The organism is Syntrophomonas sp. UBA1041 (assembly GCF_002316705.1).
Classification (GTDB): Bacteria; Bacillota; Syntrophomonadia; order Syntrophomonadales; family Syntrophomonadaceae; genus DTU019.
In genome coordinates this window covers 15,173-33,890 of the sequence record NZ_DCEA01000061.1, presented here as the reverse complement: position 1 = coordinate 33,890, position 18,718 = coordinate 15,173, and the positions used below count along the sequence as shown (strand labels likewise).

12 protein-coding genes and 2 tRNA genes are annotated in these 18,718 nt (G+C 50.0%); 5 read left to right on the top strand and 9 right to left on the bottom strand.

Going from position 1 to position 18,718, the window contains the following annotated elements; translation table 11 throughout:
• Positions 1–122 precede the first annotated feature (122 nt).
• Entirely contained in the window at positions 123–776 is a 654-nt protein-coding gene (yunB, locus tag B2633_RS08785) for a sporulation protein YunB (protein ID WP_481038225.1), read from the bottom strand.
• Positions 777–892: 116 nt separating this feature from the next.
• Positions 893–1,273 carry a DUF1540 domain-containing protein gene (locus B2633_RS08780; protein WP_483170228.1) on the bottom strand — a complete coding sequence of 127 codons (381 nt, stop codon included), beginning with the start codon at positions 1,271–1,273 and terminating at the stop codon, positions 893–895.
• A 335-nt stretch (positions 1,274–1,608) separates the two neighbouring features.
• On the opposite strand from B2633_RS08780, the gene gltX reads away from it, so the two are divergent.
• A complete protein-coding gene (gene gltX / locus B2633_RS08775; protein ID WP_483170227.1) occupies positions 1,609–3,084 on the top strand; it encodes a glutamate--tRNA ligase in 1,476 nt (491 codons plus the stop codon).
• Positions 3,085–3,368: 284 nt separating this feature from the next.
• Here gltX and B2633_RS08770 read toward each other — a convergent pair whose 3' ends face one another.
• A complete protein-coding gene (locus B2633_RS08770) occupies positions 3,369–3,875 on the bottom strand; it encodes a hypothetical protein (protein ID WP_483170226.1) in 507 nt (168 codons plus the stop codon).
• Between the two features lie 665 nt (positions 3,876–4,540).
• On the opposite strand from B2633_RS08770, the gene B2633_RS08765 reads away from it, so the two are divergent.
• Positions 4,541–5,266 carry a stalk domain-containing protein gene (locus tag B2633_RS08765; protein WP_483170225.1) on the top strand — a complete coding sequence of 242 codons (726 nt, stop codon included), beginning with the start codon at positions 4,541–4,543 and terminating at the stop codon, positions 5,264–5,266.
• A 327-nt stretch (positions 5,267–5,593) separates the two neighbouring features.
• Here the strand turns inward: B2633_RS08765 and B2633_RS08760 are convergent.
• Together B2633_RS08760 and B2633_RS08755 are read right to left on the bottom strand one after the other, a co-directional pair.
• Positions 5,594–5,669: transfer RNA gene (locus B2633_RS08760), tRNA-Glu, on the bottom strand.
• A gap of 3 nt (positions 5,670–5,672) precedes the next feature.
• Positions 5,673–5,746: transfer RNA gene (locus B2633_RS08755), tRNA-Gln, on the bottom strand.
• A gap of 381 nt (positions 5,747–6,127) precedes the next feature.
• Here B2633_RS08755 and B2633_RS08750 point away from each other — a divergent pair.
• Positions 6,128–8,935, top strand: coding sequence for a sigma 54-interacting transcriptional regulator (locus B2633_RS08750; protein ID WP_481038219.1), 2,808 nt, complete (start codon positions 6,128–6,130; stop codon positions 8,933–8,935).
• A gap of 241 nt (positions 8,936–9,176) precedes the next feature.
• On the opposite strand, the gene B2633_RS08745 is transcribed toward B2633_RS08750, so the two are convergent.
• The gene (locus B2633_RS08745; RefSeq protein WP_481038218.1) at positions 9,177–10,559 is read right to left on the bottom strand and encodes an acetyl-CoA hydrolase/transferase C-terminal domain-containing protein; all 1,383 of its coding nucleotides are present in this window, start codon (positions 10,557–10,559) and stop codon (positions 9,177–9,179) included.
• A 626-nt stretch (positions 10,560–11,185) separates the two neighbouring features.
• On the opposite strand from B2633_RS08745, the gene B2633_RS08740 reads away from it, so the two are divergent.
• Complete coding sequence (locus B2633_RS08740; RefSeq protein ID WP_483170224.1) at positions 11,186–11,437, top strand: hypothetical protein; 252 nt, start codon at positions 11,186–11,188, stop codon at positions 11,435–11,437.
• 253 nt (positions 11,438–11,690) lie between these two features.
• Here B2633_RS08740 and tyrS read toward each other — a convergent pair whose 3' ends face one another.
• Entirely contained in the window at positions 11,691–12,908 is a 1,218-nt protein-coding gene (gene tyrS / locus B2633_RS08735) for a tyrosine--tRNA ligase (RefSeq protein ID WP_483170222.1), read from the bottom strand.
• A gap of 186 nt (positions 12,909–13,094) precedes the next feature.
• Between tyrS and B2633_RS08730 the strand changes: the two genes are divergently transcribed.
• Complete coding sequence (locus B2633_RS08730) at positions 13,095–15,560, top strand: transglycosylase domain-containing protein (protein ID WP_483170221.1); 2,466 nt, start codon at positions 13,095–13,097, stop codon at positions 15,558–15,560.
• 218 nt (positions 15,561–15,778) lie between these two features.
• On the opposite strand, the gene B2633_RS08725 is transcribed toward B2633_RS08730, so the two are convergent.
• Both B2633_RS08725 and B2633_RS08720 read right to left on the bottom strand, forming a co-directional pair.
• Entirely contained in the window at positions 15,779–18,115 is a 2,337-nt protein-coding gene (locus B2633_RS08725) for an endonuclease MutS2 (protein ID WP_483170219.1), read from the bottom strand.
• A 43-nt stretch (positions 18,116–18,158) separates the two neighbouring features.
• Positions 18,159–18,718: peptidase U32 family protein (locus B2633_RS08720; RefSeq protein WP_483170218.1), on the bottom strand; the 560-nt coding region annotated here is incomplete at its 5' end.

Sequence of the window (18,718 nt, the reverse complement as noted above, 5' to 3'; positions counted from 1 at the left end):
TTTACCTGTCGTGCGCGCAAGACTTATGTTATCATCCTCAAATATTATTGTCAAGCATTCGGCAATTTTTTTATTCTCTACTTTTTAAAGATGTGTGGTTGCCTTAGGCTACCCATCAGTTTCTATTTCTTTATATAAGGATATAACAGTTCTCCGCCTCCGGTCAAATTTACATAGGTCTGGGGAACATCCCCTACCACTATGGTCTCCGCTAATGGAATCACTGTGCTCACATCCACGCTCTCTTTCATAAATGGCACCGCAACCTGGATCATGGCTTTGATGTCGAAATAGATCAGGTGCCTGGTCTGGTTTATTCCGGCTTGCTCGAATTTATCCTGAACTTCGACATGAATTTGACCGGTCGGTATTATCCTGACCTTTATTCTAGGGCCATATCCGGATAAGAGATTGATGCCTGACAATTGCCCCACCGGTACACTGATAGTGTCATCCTGCATCTGCCCCATGGAGTTGGATACTTCCAATACCGTACTGGCCATGATTTTATTTAACATGATGGTATTGGGCTGAATAAGCACGATACGACCCGAAGAATCTTTGTGAACCATTACCAGGTCTTCATACCTGACCTGACTGGCTATTCTGTCATTTACTACTGTATTGATCAGTCTTACCCCGGCCACCTGAGCCTGGGATCTGGCAATCGCAATAGTACTGGCTTTTAGCCTGAAGTCCACCGCTACGAAACCCACCAACAAAGCTGCAATTACCACTAGAACCAGCAAGGGTCTGGCGGATCGCCTCCCCAGCATCACATCACCCCCGTGCTGTTATACTATGTAGGGTGTATACGTTTGGTTCATACTGCAGCGCTGTTTCTAACAGGAATTTACTGCCAGGTTTTTGGCGGCCTTACTATATATAGTTATCAGTCAACATGCAGGCCGAATTCAAACCGTTCTTCCACGCCGCTATCATCTTCATCTCGGGGCAGAAAGGTGTTGCAGCGGGTTTCCGTGGAATCAACCGCGTTATCTCCAAATACTTCGATGGCAGCAGCATAGCAGACCATATCTTGATTATAGAAACAGGCTGCTGCCTGACATCCGACTTCGGGGTTGGAAGAAGTGATTTGGGTATTCATATCCAGGGTGTCATTATCTGCTCCCGTTTTATAAAGATGGTGATTGCGGTAAGTGCTGCAAAAAGCCCGGGAACCCTGCACAGCAACGGAAATCTGGTCAACCCCGCAGCTCTCCTTGCTATGATGGTGAATACAGCTCTGCACATGGCAGACGGTTGCGGTCATGTTTATACTCCTTGTTATTTTTTCAGTTTAGCCAGGGTTTACTATTAATGAAGCAATCATTTGGTTTGACATAGTTTTTCCTGAGACGGTGGTTTTATACAAATAGTATGGGGTTAAACGACTTTTCCGATATTCACCGCTTCAGGATAGGTGTACCTGCCGCAGCAATACCTGCTGCAGGGCAATTGGGGCTGACAACAGCAGAATTATATGGCTATTGCGCTCTTTGCATTATTATTGATTTCTGTCTGAAATGCCGCAGGCTGGTATATTGAAGGGGAAGCGGATAAAATAGTAAACATGGAACAATATCACCAGTTTGAGGAGATTATTTAATGAAACAGATTAACCGGATAAGAGTGCGTTTTGCTCCCAGCCCTACCGGAGCTTTACATATTGGAGGGGCTCGAACCGCCTTATTCAACTGGCTTTATGCCAGAAAAAGCGGAGGCATTTTCATCCTGCGGCTGGAGGACACCGACAGTGAGCGCTCCAGCCAGGAATCAGCCCGGGGAATTTTGGACGGCCTGGCCTGGCTGGGCCTGGATTGGGATGAGGGCCCTGACAGGGGTGGTCCTTACGGGCCTTACCGTCAAAGCCAGCGCCTGACCATTTACCATCAGTATCTCAAAGCATTGCTAGATGCTAATCAGGCCTATTACTGTTTCTGCAGCAATGAGGATATCGCTGCCGACAAAGCCCTGGCCCGGGAACAGGGACGTGATTACAAGTATTCCGGCCGCTGCCGTCACCTGGACGGAGAGGCTGCGGCACAACGGGTGGAAAACGGCCAGCCGGCGGTAATCCGCTTGCGGGTGCCAAATACCGGCATCACCAAGGTATCAGACCTCATCCGCGGCGAGGTCGAATTTGATAATAGCCTGATGGACGATTTTATTATCGCCAAATCAGACGGCTGGCCCACATACAATTTTGCGGTGGTGGTCGATGATCATATGATGGCGGTCAGCCACGTGATCCGTGCCGAGGAGCACCTCTCCAACACCCCGCGACAAATACTGATCTACCAGGCCCTCAACTGGGAGTTGCCTCAATTCGCCCATGTGTCCATGATACTGGCCCCCGACCGCAGCAAACTCTCTAAACGGCACGGCGCCACCTCGGTTCAGGAATTCAGGGAATTGGGTTATCTTCCCCAGGCCCTGCTCAACTACCTGGCTTTGCTGGGGTGGTCAAGCGGCACCGACCAGGATATTTGGGATGTAAATGATATTGTGCCGCGCTTTGATCTGGAACACGTTTCGCGCTCGGCAGCGGTTTATGACATCGAGAAGCTGACCTGGATGAACGGCCACTATATCAGCCAGGCCCGGCCAGAATCCCTGGCAACGGAGATGCTGCGTTCCACCAGGGTGAAACATTGGATGTCCAGCTCCAGTATGGCGTATTTAATTGAGGTAGTAAAACTGGTTCAAGGCAGGGCTAAGCTCATACCCGAATTGATAGAAGCGGCCGCCTACTTCTTTGAGGAAGTCAACGGTTATGAGGAGAAGGGCGTTAATAAGCACTTTGCCCGCAGCGATGCCGATAAATTGCTGCAGGCCGATCTGGAAATACTCACAGCTGACACCCGGTTCACACTGGCTTCGCTGGAATCAGCCTTGCGGGAAAAGGCAGCCCAGATGGGGGTCAAGGCAGCGGATCTGATCCACCCTTTGCGTCTGGCCTTGACCGGCCGAACCAACAGTCCGGGCATATTTGAAGTCGCCGTATTGCTGGGCCGGGAAAAATGCCTGAAGAGGATCAATCAGGCTATAAAATGGCTCGATGAAAATCGCCTCGGCCAGTAGTCCGAATATAAATTGACAATTTAAATCTGGCTGCTGTTAGGCAGGAGTTTGTTTTTGGTCTTGCTTCAGGTGTCCCGGGGGCATGATGCCGACACTCAGGCACTAGTTCATCCTGGTTTGTTATTGTCCTCTATTCAGGTGTTAGCCGCAAGCTTTTGCAGAAAACAAGAAACCCCTCATTACCGGTGTTTGCATGGTCATCCGGACCAAGTGGTATCCCAGACGTTACCGCGCTGAGCCAAGTTAATCAAAACCCTAAAGCCACGGATAAATATCCTGCGGGCTTAGCTTTCCTCAGTATTCCCACCGTATATATGATTGATAAACTTAAAATGCCACGGCAGCCACCAACCATAAACAATAATATATACAGGTATGGAGTACCAATTTTGCCAGCCTTTTAGTTTCATATAACCTGCGCGGGTAAGTTCCCATTCAAATAAAAAGGATATGATTGTAAATAGAGTAACGTACAACCATTTGTTCTTTTCATTAAAATAATTGAGATATGTGATAGCAAGACAGGAGGGGATAATTGCATAAGTGATTAAATCGCCAATTCCTTCTAGTGCAGGATCTCCTATATCGAATAAATCAAAATACTCTCCTACAATAAAGACATCCAGCATTAATGTAACGTAGCTTATCACGCCGAAAGTGATATAAATTCCCCGCCAATTCATTTGTCGTTTTGGCATAAGTAAGACAAATAATAAAGCAATAGCTCCTGTAATTAATGGAAACCAAATACCTTGTTGTTGTAAATCTAAGTGTTGAATAAAGCTATTCATTAAACACCCTTCTAAAATTTAATTTTATATAGTTTTTTTCTAAGATGATTAAAATATACCGTTTGTAACCAAAAGTTAATCACTGGTTATGCTGCGGGAATCGGCTGATGGGGTTAGATGGCAGCCCCAGGGTGCTGCCGTAATAAGCCCAACCCCAATAATGGCTAGAAAAAAGAGGGGTGAGCTATCTATAGCAGCAACCCTCGGGTGATGGTATATCTGATATCAGTTTTCTTTTCGCGAATTTCTTTGGTCTGATTTTTGTATTTACCCTGTCGCGTTCAGGCTCAGCTCCTGCCAGTATCGTAAGCGGCAGTTTACACCTCGTCAATAACTGCCAGTTAAGTTTAAACGGAAAATTTACTTCTGGTTTAGAGGTATTTCATAATTATGGGTTAATAATACTATTAAGATGTAAAATTGGTGAATTTTGTATCGGTTTGATAGTCGCTTTAATCTAGAGAAGGTTCAGCGGGCTATCTGACCTATAAAGATTCACGACAGTTGCCGGGCACGATGAGTGGAAGGAGGTTATCGAGAGGGCTTCGACTGCCGGAATCAGACCGGAGCATCTGGCTTCGTATATTGATATGGTAGTCGGCATGGGCTGAAAAGGAGACAACAAATAAATGGTAAATGCAAAATGGCGACAGGAGGGCTTTTAAATGAAAAAGGTCCTTGTTGTTTGTCTATGCCTATTGATGGTGGCGGTCGGCTCGATTGCAGTTATAGCTGCCAATCCAATTACTATCACAGTTAATGGGCGCGTGATACAGCCCGACGTACCACCCCAGATTATTGGGGGCAGAACCATGGTTCCATTACGCGCTGTAGCCGAAGCACTAGGCGCTAATGTTGAATGGGATGGCAATACCAACACAGTTATTATTACTACTGGGCAATCGATTCCTCAACCGGCACCTGTTCAACCTTCTAGCCCCATAGGATTAAGCCGGACAAATCCGGTTCCATTAGGCCAAAGTTTTTTGACGCCTGATGGATTTGAGATAAAAATAATCAAGAAAACAGAAGGATCTAGTGCCTGGAACATAATCAAGGAAGCGAACATGTTTAATGATCCACCAGCTGACGGGTATAAATACGTCATAGTTACTTATACCGTCAAGAACGTATCCAGTAAAGAAGAGCCAGCCTGGGTCAGTGATAGTTCATTTGCACTCATCGGTAGTTCTAATAGGGTTGTTAATACTTTTGATAAGTCCGTAGTATTGCCAAGTGAAGGTTCATATAGCGGAATGAGCGAGAGCTTATACCACGGTGGTGAGGCCACTGGATCTTCAAATTATTACGTTCCAGAAGGAGAGTCCGGAATGCAGTTGATATGGAATCCTCTATCCAGCAATGGGAAAATATACTTTGCTGCGGAATAAGAGAGTTCCGATAAAGGATTCTTTTGGGGAAAATCGTACATAGTATTAGTAATTTCAAAGCAGAGAAAAAACACCGACATATCTAGTTAAAACCGCTACTCAGGTAGCGGTTTTCTAACCCAGCGGATAAAAAAGCCGGAAGCTAATAAAATCACCCGGGAAGAAATTGAGGATATGTATGTAAATAGCGTAATTGTCAGGGCTATCGAGCCGGATCACCCAGAGATGTGCCGGACTGAACTAAAGGCCTTATTGGGTGAAATAAAAATAACCCCTCAAAGGCCTGTTAAACTATCCTTCAAAAGGTTAAATGGTTGGGTTTTATAATGGTAGCCCCAAGGGGAATCGAACCCCTGTCTCCGCCGTGAGAGGGCGGCATCCTAGGCCTCTAGACGATGGGGCCAAGTGGCAGCCGGTCAAGGATTCGAACCCTGACGAACTGATCCAGAGTCAGTCGTGCTACCGTTACACCAACCGGCTGCATGCGGAAAATACCCGCGAAGATTATTATAATATAGCCCTTTACTATTGTCAAAACAAATTCAGCCCATACTCCTCAATAATAGAGAATCAATCTTATACCTTCATTAATACCCTCATTTTACAGCCGTGCCCTCCCGTTATGCTGGTAGGAAATAACCGGAGATCCCGCTGTAATGGCAGTTCCATCAGATTTTCCGCAAGCAGGGCTAAGGTATGGGTCCATGCAATTAAACCACTTTCAAATCGTTTGTTGCAGCCCTGCCAGGTAAAATATATTTATTGGAGAAGCTTGACGGTGGGGTTATAATGAAATTGTGAATCATGATAAAAAACTGAATCAACTAGAGAGAGAAGAGAAAAAGAGAGGGAGAGGGAGTAATGAGTACCCAAGCTGCCGAGCAACATTTCCCACTTGAGATCACCCCTGACACTACGGTCGCAATAGCCGCCCGATTTATGCTGGATCACCATCTGGATATGGTAAAGGTTACCGCCAACGGTCAAACCCTAGGCATTTTAACCCGGGCGCACTTGCTGGAAACAATTGCCAATGACACTTCAGCCAAGACCAGGGTGGAAACCTTGATGAACAAGGATCCAGAATTCGCGAAGTGGGCTGAGGATCTGGAATCGTTTGCCGAGCAGCTTCAGGCGGAGACGCCCGAGGTGCCTGGTGAAGGCTGGAAGGATCGAGTCCTGGCTTACTTCAGGAAACAGGTCAAACAGGAAAGAAAGGCCTGGCGGGGTTATCTGGACGGGGTGTACAATCCAATTGTCGGGGTGGACAAATATGGCCGCCTCAATATTTTTAACAAGGCCGCCGCCAAGGTCACCGGGTTTGAGCAGCGTCAGGCCTACGGCAAAGATGTCAGAGAGATATTCAATAACAGTGAGCTGACCTATATTGTACGCAGCGGTCAAACCCAGCTCTTGCGCAGGATTGACACTGTGGGCAAAACCTTTTTATCCTCGCGCAGTCCGGTGGTGGTTGATAATGAGATCATCGGCGCTGTAGCCGTATTGCAGGAGACCTCCGACCTGGAGAAGGTAGTCCAGGAACTGGAGAGCACCCGGCAGTTGAATCGCCAGCTCGACGCCATCATCGAATCCTCATTTGACGGGTTGTATATCTGCGACGGCCAGGGAGTGACACTGCGCATCAACAAGTCCTTCGAGCGTATACTGGGAGTTACTTCCGCAGAGGTAGTAGGCCGCAATATGGCAGACCTGGTGGCTGAAGGGGTCTTCTCCCGTTCCGGGACCCTTTTAGCCTTGAAGCGCCGGGAGACTGTCACTATTCCGCTGACCTCCAGAATCGGGAAGACCGCTCTGGTAACCAGCGTTCCCATCTTCGATATGGAAAGCAACATCGTCATGGTGGTCACCAATGTCCGGGATATGACGGAGTTGATCGAACTGGAGAAAAGGCTGGAGCGGGTTGAAGATCGGCGGCAGAAGGAACTTAACGCTGTTTTCGAATCATCATTCGATGGATTATATATATGCGACGGAGAAGGCAACACCCTGAGAATCAACAAGGCCTTTGAACGTATCATGGGGGTTACTTCGGCAGAGGTGGTAGGCCGCAACATGGCCGACCTGGTCGCCGAAGGAGTTTTCTCGCGCTCCGGGACTCTGTTAGCCTTGCAGCGGCGTGAGCGGGTCACCATCCCGCTGCAGTCTAATATCGGCAAGAAGGCCCTGGTAACCAGCACACCCATTTTCGATGATCAGAGCAATATCGTATTGGTGGTTACCAATGTTCGCGACATGACGGAATTGAATGAACTGGAACGGCGTCTGGAGCATTCCGAAGGCCGGCGGCAGCGTGAACTGGCGGCAGTTTTTGAGTCTTCCTTCGACGGGCTTTATATCAGTGACGGCGAAGGCAACACCCTGCGCATCAATAAAGCCTTTGAGCGCATCCTGGGGGTATCGGCTGACGAAGTAGTGGGACGCAACATGGCTGATCTGGTACGAGAAGGGGTCTTCTCCCGTTCCGGAACCCTGTTGGCTCTGCAGCGGCGTGAGCAGGTGACCATTCCCCTGGAGGCTAACAGCGGCAAGACCGCCCTGGTGACCAGCACCCCCATTTTCGATGATTCCGGCAATATAGTCCTGGTCGTCACCAATGTCAGGGACATGACGGAACTCAATGAATTGCATGTTAAGGTTGAACACCTGGAAGGCCTAAGCCGCTTCTATCAGGCGGAGCTGACTCATCTCAAGCTGCAGAACCGGCGCAACTGCATCGCCCATTCCCGGAAGATGAGGGACTTGCTGCAGATGATAACCCATGTGGCCTCAGTCGATTCGACCGTCTTGATTCAGGGCGAGTCCGGGGTCGGCAAAGAGGTCATAGCGGATGTTCTGCACAGCTATAGCGGCCGCAAAGACCATCCTTTTATCAAGGTGAACTGCGGAGCCATCCCTGCCAATCTATTGGAATCGGAACTGTTCGGCTACGAGCCGGGAGCCTTTACCGGGGCCAGCAAATCCGGCAAGGCCGGCATGTTCGAATTGGCCCATGAAGGCACCCTGTTCCTGGATGAGATAAGTGAAATGCCCCTGGATCTGCAGGTTAAACTGTTAAGGGTCCTGCAGGACAAACAGGTCTTCCGGATAGGCGGAAACCGTCCTATAAACGTAGACACCAGGATCCTGGCCGGCACTAACCGCAATCTGCAGCAGATGGTGGCTTCACAGTTATTCCGCCAGGATCTGTACTACCGCCTCAATGTAATCCCGGTCTTTGTGCCTCCCCTGCGGGAACGGCGCGAGGATATCCCGGTTTTAAGCAAGTACTTCTTGGATTACTATAACCGAAAACATCAAATGAGCAAGGTTTTATCCAGTGATGCCATAAAGCCCATGCTTTTATACGATTGGCCCGGAAATATCCGTGAACTGGAGAATTTGATCGAACGTCTGGTGGTAACCAATCTGCACGATACCATCACCACTGATGATGTGCTTTCCTGCCTGGAGCTGACCAACATTCAGGGCGAGGTTGACATTGACCTCATGTCCCTGCCGGTGGCGATCGAGCAGACCGAGCGGCGCCTTTTGCAGAAGGCCTTTACCCTGCACAATTCCACCTATAAAGTGGCCAAAGCCCTGGGCATCAGTCAGCCTTCAGTGGTCCGCAAAGCAGCTAAATATGGAATAAAGGAAAGCGGTAGATAATCGCATCTTATCTACCGCGGGTACTCTAGAGGTACTCTATATCCTTTTACGGGCGCTCCGGGCGCTCAGTGGGGCGCTCGAAGGCGCTCCTTTTTTTATCTTTCCGGCACTCATTTGGTGCTCCTGTGGCGCTCAAAGGCGCTCTGCAGGCGCTCGAAGGCGCTCTAAATTGTCGGTGCTCACAGGCACTCAATGACACTGGCGCTCAAAGGCGCTCTAGAAACAAAGGCTTGTTCAGCCATTATTTCCCTACTGCAATGTCTACAGAACCTGCACCGTCGATCTTGTTGCTTCTTCTCCAGATCTTAAATTCGGTGGCCTTCTGAATCAATTCATCGCGGAAGTCCGGATGGGCCAGATTGACTAAAGCCTCCGCCCTTTCCCAGGTGCTCTTGCCCTTCATATTGGCGATGCCATACTCGGTAACCAGCATGTGAACGGCAGTTCTGGGGTCAGTTACAATAGCGCCCGGAGTTAGGATGGGCTGGATACGGGATTTTACAGTGCCATCCTTGGTCTTAAAAGTTGAAGGCATACATACGAAGCTCTGTCCACCCTTGGATTTGTAAGCGCCTTCAACAAAGTCCAGCTGTCCGCCGGTGCCGCTGATGTGGCGAACCCCTGCGGATTCGGAGCAGACCTGGCCAAACAGGTCAACCTCTACACAGGCATTGATTGATACAAAGTCGTCCAGCAGGCATATAACCTTGGGATCATTGGTATAGTCAACGTTGTAGGATGCCAATCCCGGGTTATCGTCCATAAACTCATAAAGTTCCTGGCTGCCCATAACGAAGGCATATACTTGTTTATATTTGTCTATATTTTTCTTGGCCCCGGTTATTTTGCCAGCTTTGAACATTTCCAGGTAGGCGTCGACATACATTTCGGTATGTACCCCGATATCCTTGAGATCGGACTCGGCTACCATAGTGCCTACGGCATTTGGAAGTCCGCCGATACCGAGCTGGATGCATGACCCATCGCGCAGTTTTTCCATAACCAGTTTGGCGATTTCTTCTTCCACCGGGCTTGCTTTGGCAGGCGCCAGGGTAGTCATCGGGCCATTATTGCTTTCGATAATAAAGTCAACCTGTGTTACATGAACACTTTCCTGTGACCCGCCCAAGCATCTGGGCATATTCTGGTTTACTTCCAGAATTCTGATTTTGGCTGTTTCCATCATCGCCCAGCAATTTACGGCGGCAGCCCCGAAATTGAAATATCCATGTTTGTCCATAGGCGTACACTGGATGACAGCGATATCATTGGGATCACAGTCATCACGGGTCATTTTGGGATTTTCGTGGAACTTCATGGGGATGTAATAGAGGTTCTGTCCTATAAATTTTTTGTCATGTGCTGCTACGTGCCAGCTGTTCCAGGTAAATACTTCACCACTGGGATCTGCCTCGGCGGTAAAGTGCTGATATGCACCGATGTCACAGCGTATCTTAACATCCTTTAACTCATTGACTCTTTTGGCCAATGCTTCGTCAAAGTCACGTCCCGATGTGATACCGAAGCCATACTCGATCCAATCTCCAGATTTCACCAACTGGGCTGCCTGGTCGGCCGTCACTAACTTCTTTTGATACTCCTCTTTCCAGCGATCATTCAACATCAAAAATTCCCTCCTCATTACCCTAACCTTCAAAATAATAATTTGTATTCCCCGGTGTTGGCTGCATTTTTCTGCGCCATAGGCAAAGCATTACCGTGCATAACTCCTCCCACTAGTATTCCCCTGTAATGATGAAAAATTATATATCTTGCGCAGGCTGTCCCCTGCCTTCTTAAAAAAGGAGGGGGCTGCTATTTTATAATGGCTTCATTGCAGACTTGAATATTGGTAAAAATATTGGTATGTTTCTGAGTATGTGTACGGTCTGTCACTATAAAATAGCAGCATGTTAATAAAATATAGCTGATAAGGAGTAAGTAATAGTAATGCGAGTACCACCCATATATACAAGCAATAAGCATGCCAATTCGCTGCAGAGGCCTGTTTTAAATGTGAATCCCCATAAATTCGACATCTTTAATGCAAAATGGTGAAATTTTTTGACCTGACCGAGGGCAAAGTGATTCTTTTTTGCATTGTTTTGTGATTCATTGAATTATTATTGTCTCGTTTTTTATTCAGCTTGAGTTGCAAAAGTCGATTCGCTTTAAACCCATTGATTATTTCAATAAATTTTTAATCCTTGTGAAACCGATTCTAATCCGTTAATGAATGGAGTGATTCAAATGCGCACGTTGGTAGCCACTGTCATGGCAAATAACAAAGGCAACGAAATTTACTGCTGGAACCGTAAAGTCAACAGCAAAGACTCACAGATACTGCGCAACACCAGCCGCTCCTCGCTGGAGGAGCGGGGCTTTACTTTTATACGCCTGATATCGCTGGAATACCCAAATGTCTCAGGATTTGCAATTTTCTATGAAGGGCATCTGGATGAAATGGGCCGGGATTTAAAAGCCCTGGAGTCAGGTCTGTAGAAGCCGGGCGAAGAGGACGGCGGGCGGTGTGAAAAGTCCCGAAATTGGCGATTTAATTCTCTAAAGCGGGAGAGGAACGAGAGATTCCGGTCAGCAAATCAGCCTCCATCCTGAATAAAACTCAAAATCAGCTGTAAGCGGAGCGACTAAAAAGCACAGAATAGTTTTCATACAGTCTGACGGGGTTGTTGACAATCTAAAATAGATTGTCAACAACCCCGTCCCTGCGGCAATGATTCATTTGTGTATCGGTCTAGCCGGCCAGAACGCGCAGGAATTTGCGTTTGCCCACCTGAATCACCAATTGGCCCTGTAACAGGATGTTTTCCCCTGCCGCCTTTTCCCCGTTAATACGGACCGCTCCCTGACTGATGGAACGGCGCCCCTCACTGGTTGAGACTGTCAACCCATGGTCCGCAAGAAACTTGGGCAGCCATACCTCGCCGCTGGCGATAGCTACTTCGGGGATATCCTCAGGGATTTCGCCCTGACTGAATACTAATTTGAATCGCTCTTCGGCTTTATCGGCTTCATCTGCATTATGGTACATGGTAATGATCTCTTTGGCCAGGCGAACTTTGGCATCCCGCGGGTTCAGGCTGCCGTTCTGCATGGCCTCATCCATGGCCTTTACCTCTTCCATAGGAACCCGGGTGAGCAGTTCAAAGTAGCGGCAGATAAGCTGGTCGGGAATAGACATGGTCTTGCCGAACATCTCATTGGGTTCGTCATTAACCCCGATATAATTGCCCAGGCTCTTACTCATCTTCTGCACTCCATCGGTGCCTTCCAGAATCGGCATAAGAATGGCCACCTGAGGTTCATGTCCGTATTCGCGCAAGAGATGACGCCCCACCAGCAGGTTGAATTTCTGGTCAGTGCCCCCCAGCTCAACATCAGCTTGCAGCGCCACCGAATCATAACCCTGCATTAACGGATACATAAATTCGTGAACCCCGATGGGTAAACCTTCCTTATAACGCTTATCGAAATCGTCTCTTTCCAGCATCCTGGCTACGGTGTATTTACCGGCCAGCTGGAGAACCTGGACCAGATCCATGGGCATCAGCCACTCACTATTAAAATGCACAATAGTCTTGTCGGCTTGCAGAACTTTGAAAATCTGCTGCTGATACGTTTTTGCATTGGCTTTAACCTGCTCTTCAGTGAGTTGTTTGCGGGTCTCGGATTTTCCGCTGGGGTCTCCGATCCGCCCGGTAAAATCGCCTATAATAAGATGGATTTCATGCCCCAAATCTTGAAACTGGCGCAGTTTGTTCAAAACCACGGTATGTCCTAAATGGATGTCTGGCGCGGTGGGATCCAATCCCAGTTTTATGCGCAAAGGCTGTCCGGTTTGCAGGGAGCGCACCAGTTTCTGCTTGAGTTCGGCCTCGGGGACTATTTCCACCACCCCGCGGCGTATATGCTCTAACTGCTGATTTACCTGAGTTTCAATCGCGTTTTCCACAAAATAACCTCCTTACCATAAAAAAAATGATAGCACAACGACTCAATAATGTGCAATATTGAGAAGAGTACAGGCGTATATAGTAGGAAATCTATGTTTTCCCTGCCTTCGGGTTAGATGGCAGGAAAGCCGGCGGGTTTCGTCAAATTATTATTTATTATTATATCCAGGAGGCTTTATTTTGCTATGACAGAGACTAAAAAAAAGAAGCCCAGGTCATTCAAGGTGGATAACTGGCCCAGGAAGATTGCGTTGGCTCTGGGTGGCCTGGCTGCGTTTGGCATCATCTGTTTAATGGCTTTGTTCATTTATGCCGCACGTGATTTGCCTTCGTTTGATCCCGGGCAGCTGTCCGGAGCCAAGACAACTTTGATTTATGATGATCAGGATGAATTGGTCAGCGGGTTGCATGCCGGCCAGAACCGTACTGAAGTCAGTTTAGACAAAGTGCCTAAAGATCTAATCAATGCCTTTGTAGCCACCGAAGACCGCAACTTTTACAAACATCACGGGGTCAACTTCCGCGGAATTGCCAGGGCGCTTTATCGCAATCTGACTTCCGGCGATCTCAAGGGTGAAGGGGCCAGTTCCATAACCCAGCAATTGGCTCGCAACGCCTACCTTACCCTGGAAACTACCTGGGAGCGCAAGGCCAAAGAGATACTAATCGCCTTCAAACTGGAATCGGTTTATTCAAAAGATGAAATTATGACAATGTATTTGAATATCATCCCCTTCGGCAATGGCGCCTATGGAGTGCAGGCTGCTGCCAATACCTATTTTGGCAAAGAGGTTTCCGAGTTGAATCTGGCGGAATGCTCGCTGTTAGCGGGCTTGCCCCAGGGTCCGTCCTATTATGATCCTTACCAGCATCTGGATCGGGCCAAGGCCAGGCATCGCGATGTGCTCAATAATATGGTAATGGGCGGATATATCGATCAGGCTGCCGCCGATGCCGCTTTTGAGGCTAAACTCGATTTTAAAAACGGCGGAGTAGCCAATAAACAATATGGTTATTATGTTGATGCAGTTATAGAAGAGGCCATTTATGTATTGAGCGCCCAGAATATCTACCCCGAGACCGATGAAGCCGAAGCCGCCATATATCGGGCCGGATTAAAGATTTATACCTCTCTGGACGCCAATCTGCAGAAGTACTCTGAGGAACTGTATGCCGATCCCAGCCGCTTTCTAAAACAGACCAGCCCCAGCGGCCAGATAGTACAGTCCGCTATGGCAGTAGTAGAAACGCAAAGCGGCGAGGTCAAATCCATCATGGGGGGCCGCACCTATCAGGCGCAACGCCAATTCAACCGGGCTATCAGCGCCTATCGCCAGCCCGGTTCCGCCATCAAGCCCTTAACTGTATATGGACCGGCTTTGGAAGCCGGGCTGATGCCGTTCAATACCCTGGATGACTCACCCATCAGCTACAAATCCGGCGGTACGGTGTGGTCGCCGCAAAACTATGACGGCCGCTTCCGCGGCATCATTACCATGCGCGCCGCGGTGCAGGACTCGGTAAACACCTATGCCGTGCAGACCCTGGACAAGGTGGGCATCCGGGCCGCTTTTGATTTTGGACGCTCCCTGGGCCTGCCTCTCTTGGACTCGCCAGGCAGCAATGACCTGTCTCTGGCGCCCTTATCACTGGGAGGGCTTACTCAGGGGGTCACCCCGGTACAGATGGCGGCCGCATACGCCGCTTATGCCAACGGAGGGGTTTATAACGATCCCCACTTCATCCGCCGCATCGTAGACGCAAAAGGAGCCGAGATATATTCATATAAACCCAATTCTAAGAGGGTGATGACCGAGCAGACCGCCTGGCTTATGACCAGTATGCTGCGCACCGTGGTAACCTCCGGCACCGGCACCCGGGCCCAGGTCCCCGGGGTGTTTACGGTGGGCAAGACCGGCACCACCGATGATTACCGGGACTCCTGGTTCTGCGGCTTTACCCCCACCTACGCCGCCGCAGTTTGGCAGGGATTTGACCAGAAGGACACTCTGCGCAATTATCCCCCGCAGTATCCGTCGGAAACGGCCTTCGGCGGAGATATACCGGCCAGGCTATTCTCCTCCATATTAAGCAGGGCCCACAAGGACTCTAAACCCGGTCAGCCGGCCATGCCCGGCAATATCGTTGAGGTATCGGTTTGCAAGATTTCAGGTAAGCTTCCCAGTGAAATCTGTCCCAAGGATCAGATTATAACGGACTACGGCCTGGCCAATGTGGCTCCCACCGAAACCTGTGACCGCCATCAGCTGGTCACCATATGCCCGGATTCAGGCAAATTGGCGGGAGTTTATTGCCCTCACCCGGAGACCCGGGCCATGGTAGTAACCGACTCGCAAAGCGCGGCTGCGGACAAGATCCCTACCGAGTTATGTGATATTCATACCGAATTTACTTTTTCCGGGGTATTCCGCAACGATGTGGTGATCTGCAGCGATCCGCGCCACAACGGGCGCCTATATCAGGCCAACATTCCCGGCAGGACCGAAAGCGGAGGCTGCCCCGAACAGTTCTGGCAGCGGGTTGTGATACAAGAAGGGCAAAAATTGCCACGCTGCCCATTGGCCGACCATCAGGAAACCAAGAAAAGTGCGCGGGATGTGGTTAAAGACATAGTAGAGGGGCGCGATTGATAACTGACAGCCTGGTTAAAAACAATGCTGAGGGGATGCCGTTTGATTCCGGCATCCCCTTGATTTTGTGTCTGCGATTATTAAGCCTTATACCAGGTCACAAGTGTGCGATAAGATGATAAGGTGTGCCGCAGATGCAGCCGGCACTGAAAGCGATCTGCCGTATAAGGCCCGATCACCCTTACGGTCGGTGCGGTTTCAGCAGTATGCCGCTGCACTTATAATTCCACCACCGTTACTCCGAAACCGCCTTCTTCGCGGAGGCCATCCCGGAACGCGCTGACGTACTGACTGTCCTTCAGATAGCTGCGCACCGCAGCCCTTAAGGCGCCGGTGCCTTTGCCGTGTATGATGCGCACTGATTCCAAGCCCACCAGGCGGGCGTCATCCAGGTAGCGATCCAGGAGGATCAAAGCCTCATCCGCCATTTTGCCGCGTAGATCCAGCTCCTTGGAGATGGCCCGGGCTTTTTCCAGATAAGTCCGGGCGCGTTCTTTGGGGGGCTTATTTTCCGGGCTCTTGCTCTTCAGCAGCTCGGACTTTTTGACGGTCAGTTTCATCATACCCACCTGCACACTGACATTGCCCTCAGAATCAGGATCGCTTAAGACCGTGCCGCGCTGATTGATGCTGCTGATGAGCACATGATCCCCGGAACTTATGGCATCCTGTGAAGGCGCCGGCTCGGGTTCGTTAAAGGACAGCTGTGAGGGCAGCTGGGTGAGGCGCTTGCGTTTGGCCTCCACCTCATGCCAACGGGGCGGATTCTGTTTGTCCTTCAGGAGTTCTTTCAGTTCCTGAACCGCCAGATCGGACTCCTGCTTGGCCTGGCGCAGGTACTGAGCCGCTTCCTGGCGGGCTTTGGCCAGAATCTCGCGATGAGCCTGTTCGAACTGCCGGTGTTCCGCCTCCATCTGTTCTTTCTGGTCTTCCAGCTGCCGCCGTATCAAAGCCACCTGTTCGGCCTCACTCTGAGCGGCCTGTCTTCCTGCCTTGAGTTCGCGGATCATATTGCCCACTTCCGCTTCTCGCTGCGGCACCAGCTTTTGCGCTTTTTCCACCAGGGCTTTATCGAGTCCCAGCCGGGAAGCGATTTGAAAGGCGTTGCTCTGCCCGGGCATCCCGATGGTTAACTCATAGGTGGGCTTGAGGGTTTTAGGGTCAAACTCCACGCAGGCGTTTTCCACCCGCTGGTTCTGGTAAGCGAAGCTCTTCAATTCGCTCTGGTGAGTGGTAACTATCACCTGGGAGCGCCTGGCCAATAGTTCTTCCAATACCACCCGGGCTATGGAGGCGCCTTCAACCGGATCGGTCCCCGCTCCCAGTTCATCCATTAAAACCAGGGAATGTTTATCCGCATGTTTTAATATGTTAATGATGTTTTTCATGTGACCGGAAAAGGTGCTCAAGGACTGTTCGATACTCTGTTCATCCCCGATGTCTACGTAGATGTCTTTGTAAATGGGGATGCGGCTGTTCTCCCGGGCGGGGATAAACAACCCGCTCATAGCCATCACCGCCAGTAATCCTACCATTTTCAGGGTCACTGTCTTGCCTCCGGTGTTCGGTCCGGTTATCACCAGAATATCAAAGCTTTGCCCCAGCTGAATATTGACGGGAATGGCCTCTTCCCCCAGGAGGGGATGCTGGCCGCGGCTGATGTCCATTATCCCGGACTGGTTGACATCCGGCCGATAGGCGTTCATACGGTAAGCCATACGGCCTCTGGCCAGGACAAAGTCCAGGATGGACAGAATCTCCTGATTGGCTGCCAGTTCCTGGGTGTAAAGCGCCACAGCGGCTGAAAGCTCCTGCAGTATACGCTCCATCTCGCGCTTTTCCTCGGCCTGCAGGCTACGAATACGGTTGTTGTTGTCCACCACCGCCATAGGCTCGATAAACACGGTTGCGCCGCTGGCTGATTCATCATGCACGATGCCCTTCACCTCGTGACGGTGCTCCTGCTTTACCGGCACCACATAACGCCCGTCGCGCTCGGTTACTATGCTGTCCTGGAGCAGCTTCTGATTATTGCCGGAGCGGATAAAATCCTGCAGGTATTCTTTGATGCGCAGGCGCAGGGTGGCGATCTGGCTGCGAATAGAACGCAGCTGCGGTGAAGCGCTGTCACGGATCTGATAGTCTTCCCCTACACAGCGGTCGATCTGGTTTTCCAGGCTGCTTATCACCGTCAGTCTGGAGCAAAGCTCGGCTAAAGCCCGGTATTTTCCGGCTTGCATGGATTTGCCGGCCAGGCGGGCGGCGTGCAGCATCAGGTATATATGGCGCAGGTCGCCGGCATTTAAAATCCCGCTGACACGAGCCTTGGCCAGAGCCTGATCAATCGGTTTCAATTCCGAAAAATAGCCGGGTTCTCCAAAGCGCAGGAATTCCATGGCCTCCTGGGTCTCATCCAGGCGCTGGCAAATGACCTGGTGATCCTGGGAAGGCTTCATTTTTAAAGCCCGTTCGCGCCCTCCCTCAAACTGGGTGAGTCCGGCTAATTGCTGCTGGATCTTATCAAATTCTAATTTCCTCAGGGTTTCTTCGTTCACTGTTTTCCCAACTCATTTCTGTTAAATGGAGAATGGCGTTAAATTATAGTACGCCCCTGTACAAATGGCCTTTGGTCGGTTTAAATCCCTGCTTTTGCTGCAGGACTTTGCGCAATAAGGCCAGGTCAGGCTTTTTGCCTTGTGACAATTCATTTATAGCCCGGCGATACACGGCTGCGGCTTCAGCGGTTTGGGCCGGGCTGTCACACCAAGCCTCGATGCGCAGGCTTTCGCATCCCAGTGGCCAGAGGCGCTCCAAATCATCCAGAAGACAGAGGCGCCTAGAATTAAATACGTAGAAACGGCATTTTTTATCTGTGGCCACCGGGAATTCATAACCTTTTTCATCCCGCAGCCAATATCGGGCCTTCTGGCAGGCACTCCCGCATTTCTCCCCGCCCTTGGCGGCTTCGATAGGGCAGCTTTCTGAGACCATCAGGGTCAGATCCCCGTGCACCATCAGTTCGGCGGCACTCAAATCCCTGAAATTGTGGAGCTGTTCCAGATTAAGCTCGGGGGACAGGCAAGCCCCCTGTACGCCCCGGGATAAAAGCCAATCCAGACTGAACTGGTTAAAGCAATTCAAACTGTAATCAGTGCGGC

Coding starts and splice junctions, on each gene's coding strand:
- yunB (WP_481038225.1), bottom strand. CDS start 776: ATGCTGGGGAGGCGATCCGCCAGACCCTTGCTGGTTCTAGTGGTAATT.
- B2633_RS08780 (WP_483170228.1), bottom strand. CDS start 1,273: ATGACCGCAACCGTCTGCCATGTGCAGAGCTGTATTCACCATCATAGC.
- gltX (WP_483170227.1), top strand. CDS start 1,609: ATGAAACAGATTAACCGGATAAGAGTGCGTTTTGCTCCCAGCCCTACC.
- B2633_RS08770 (WP_483170226.1), bottom strand. CDS start 3,875: ATGAATAGCTTTATTCAACACTTAGATTTACAACAACAAGGTATTTGG.
- B2633_RS08765 (WP_483170225.1), top strand. CDS start 4,541: ATGAAAAAGGTCCTTGTTGTTTGTCTATGCCTATTGATGGTGGCGGTC.
- B2633_RS08750 (WP_481038219.1), top strand. CDS start 6,128: ATGAGTACCCAAGCTGCCGAGCAACATTTCCCACTTGAGATCACCCCT.
- B2633_RS08745 (WP_481038218.1), bottom strand. CDS start 10,559: ATGTTGAATGATCGCTGGAAAGAGGAGTATCAAAAGAAGTTAGTGACG.
- B2633_RS08740 (WP_483170224.1), top strand. CDS start 11,186: ATGCGCACGTTGGTAGCCACTGTCATGGCAAATAACAAAGGCAACGAA.
- B2633_RS08730 (WP_483170221.1), top strand. CDS start 13,095: ATGACAGAGACTAAAAAAAAGAAGCCCAGGTCATTCAAGGTGGATAAC.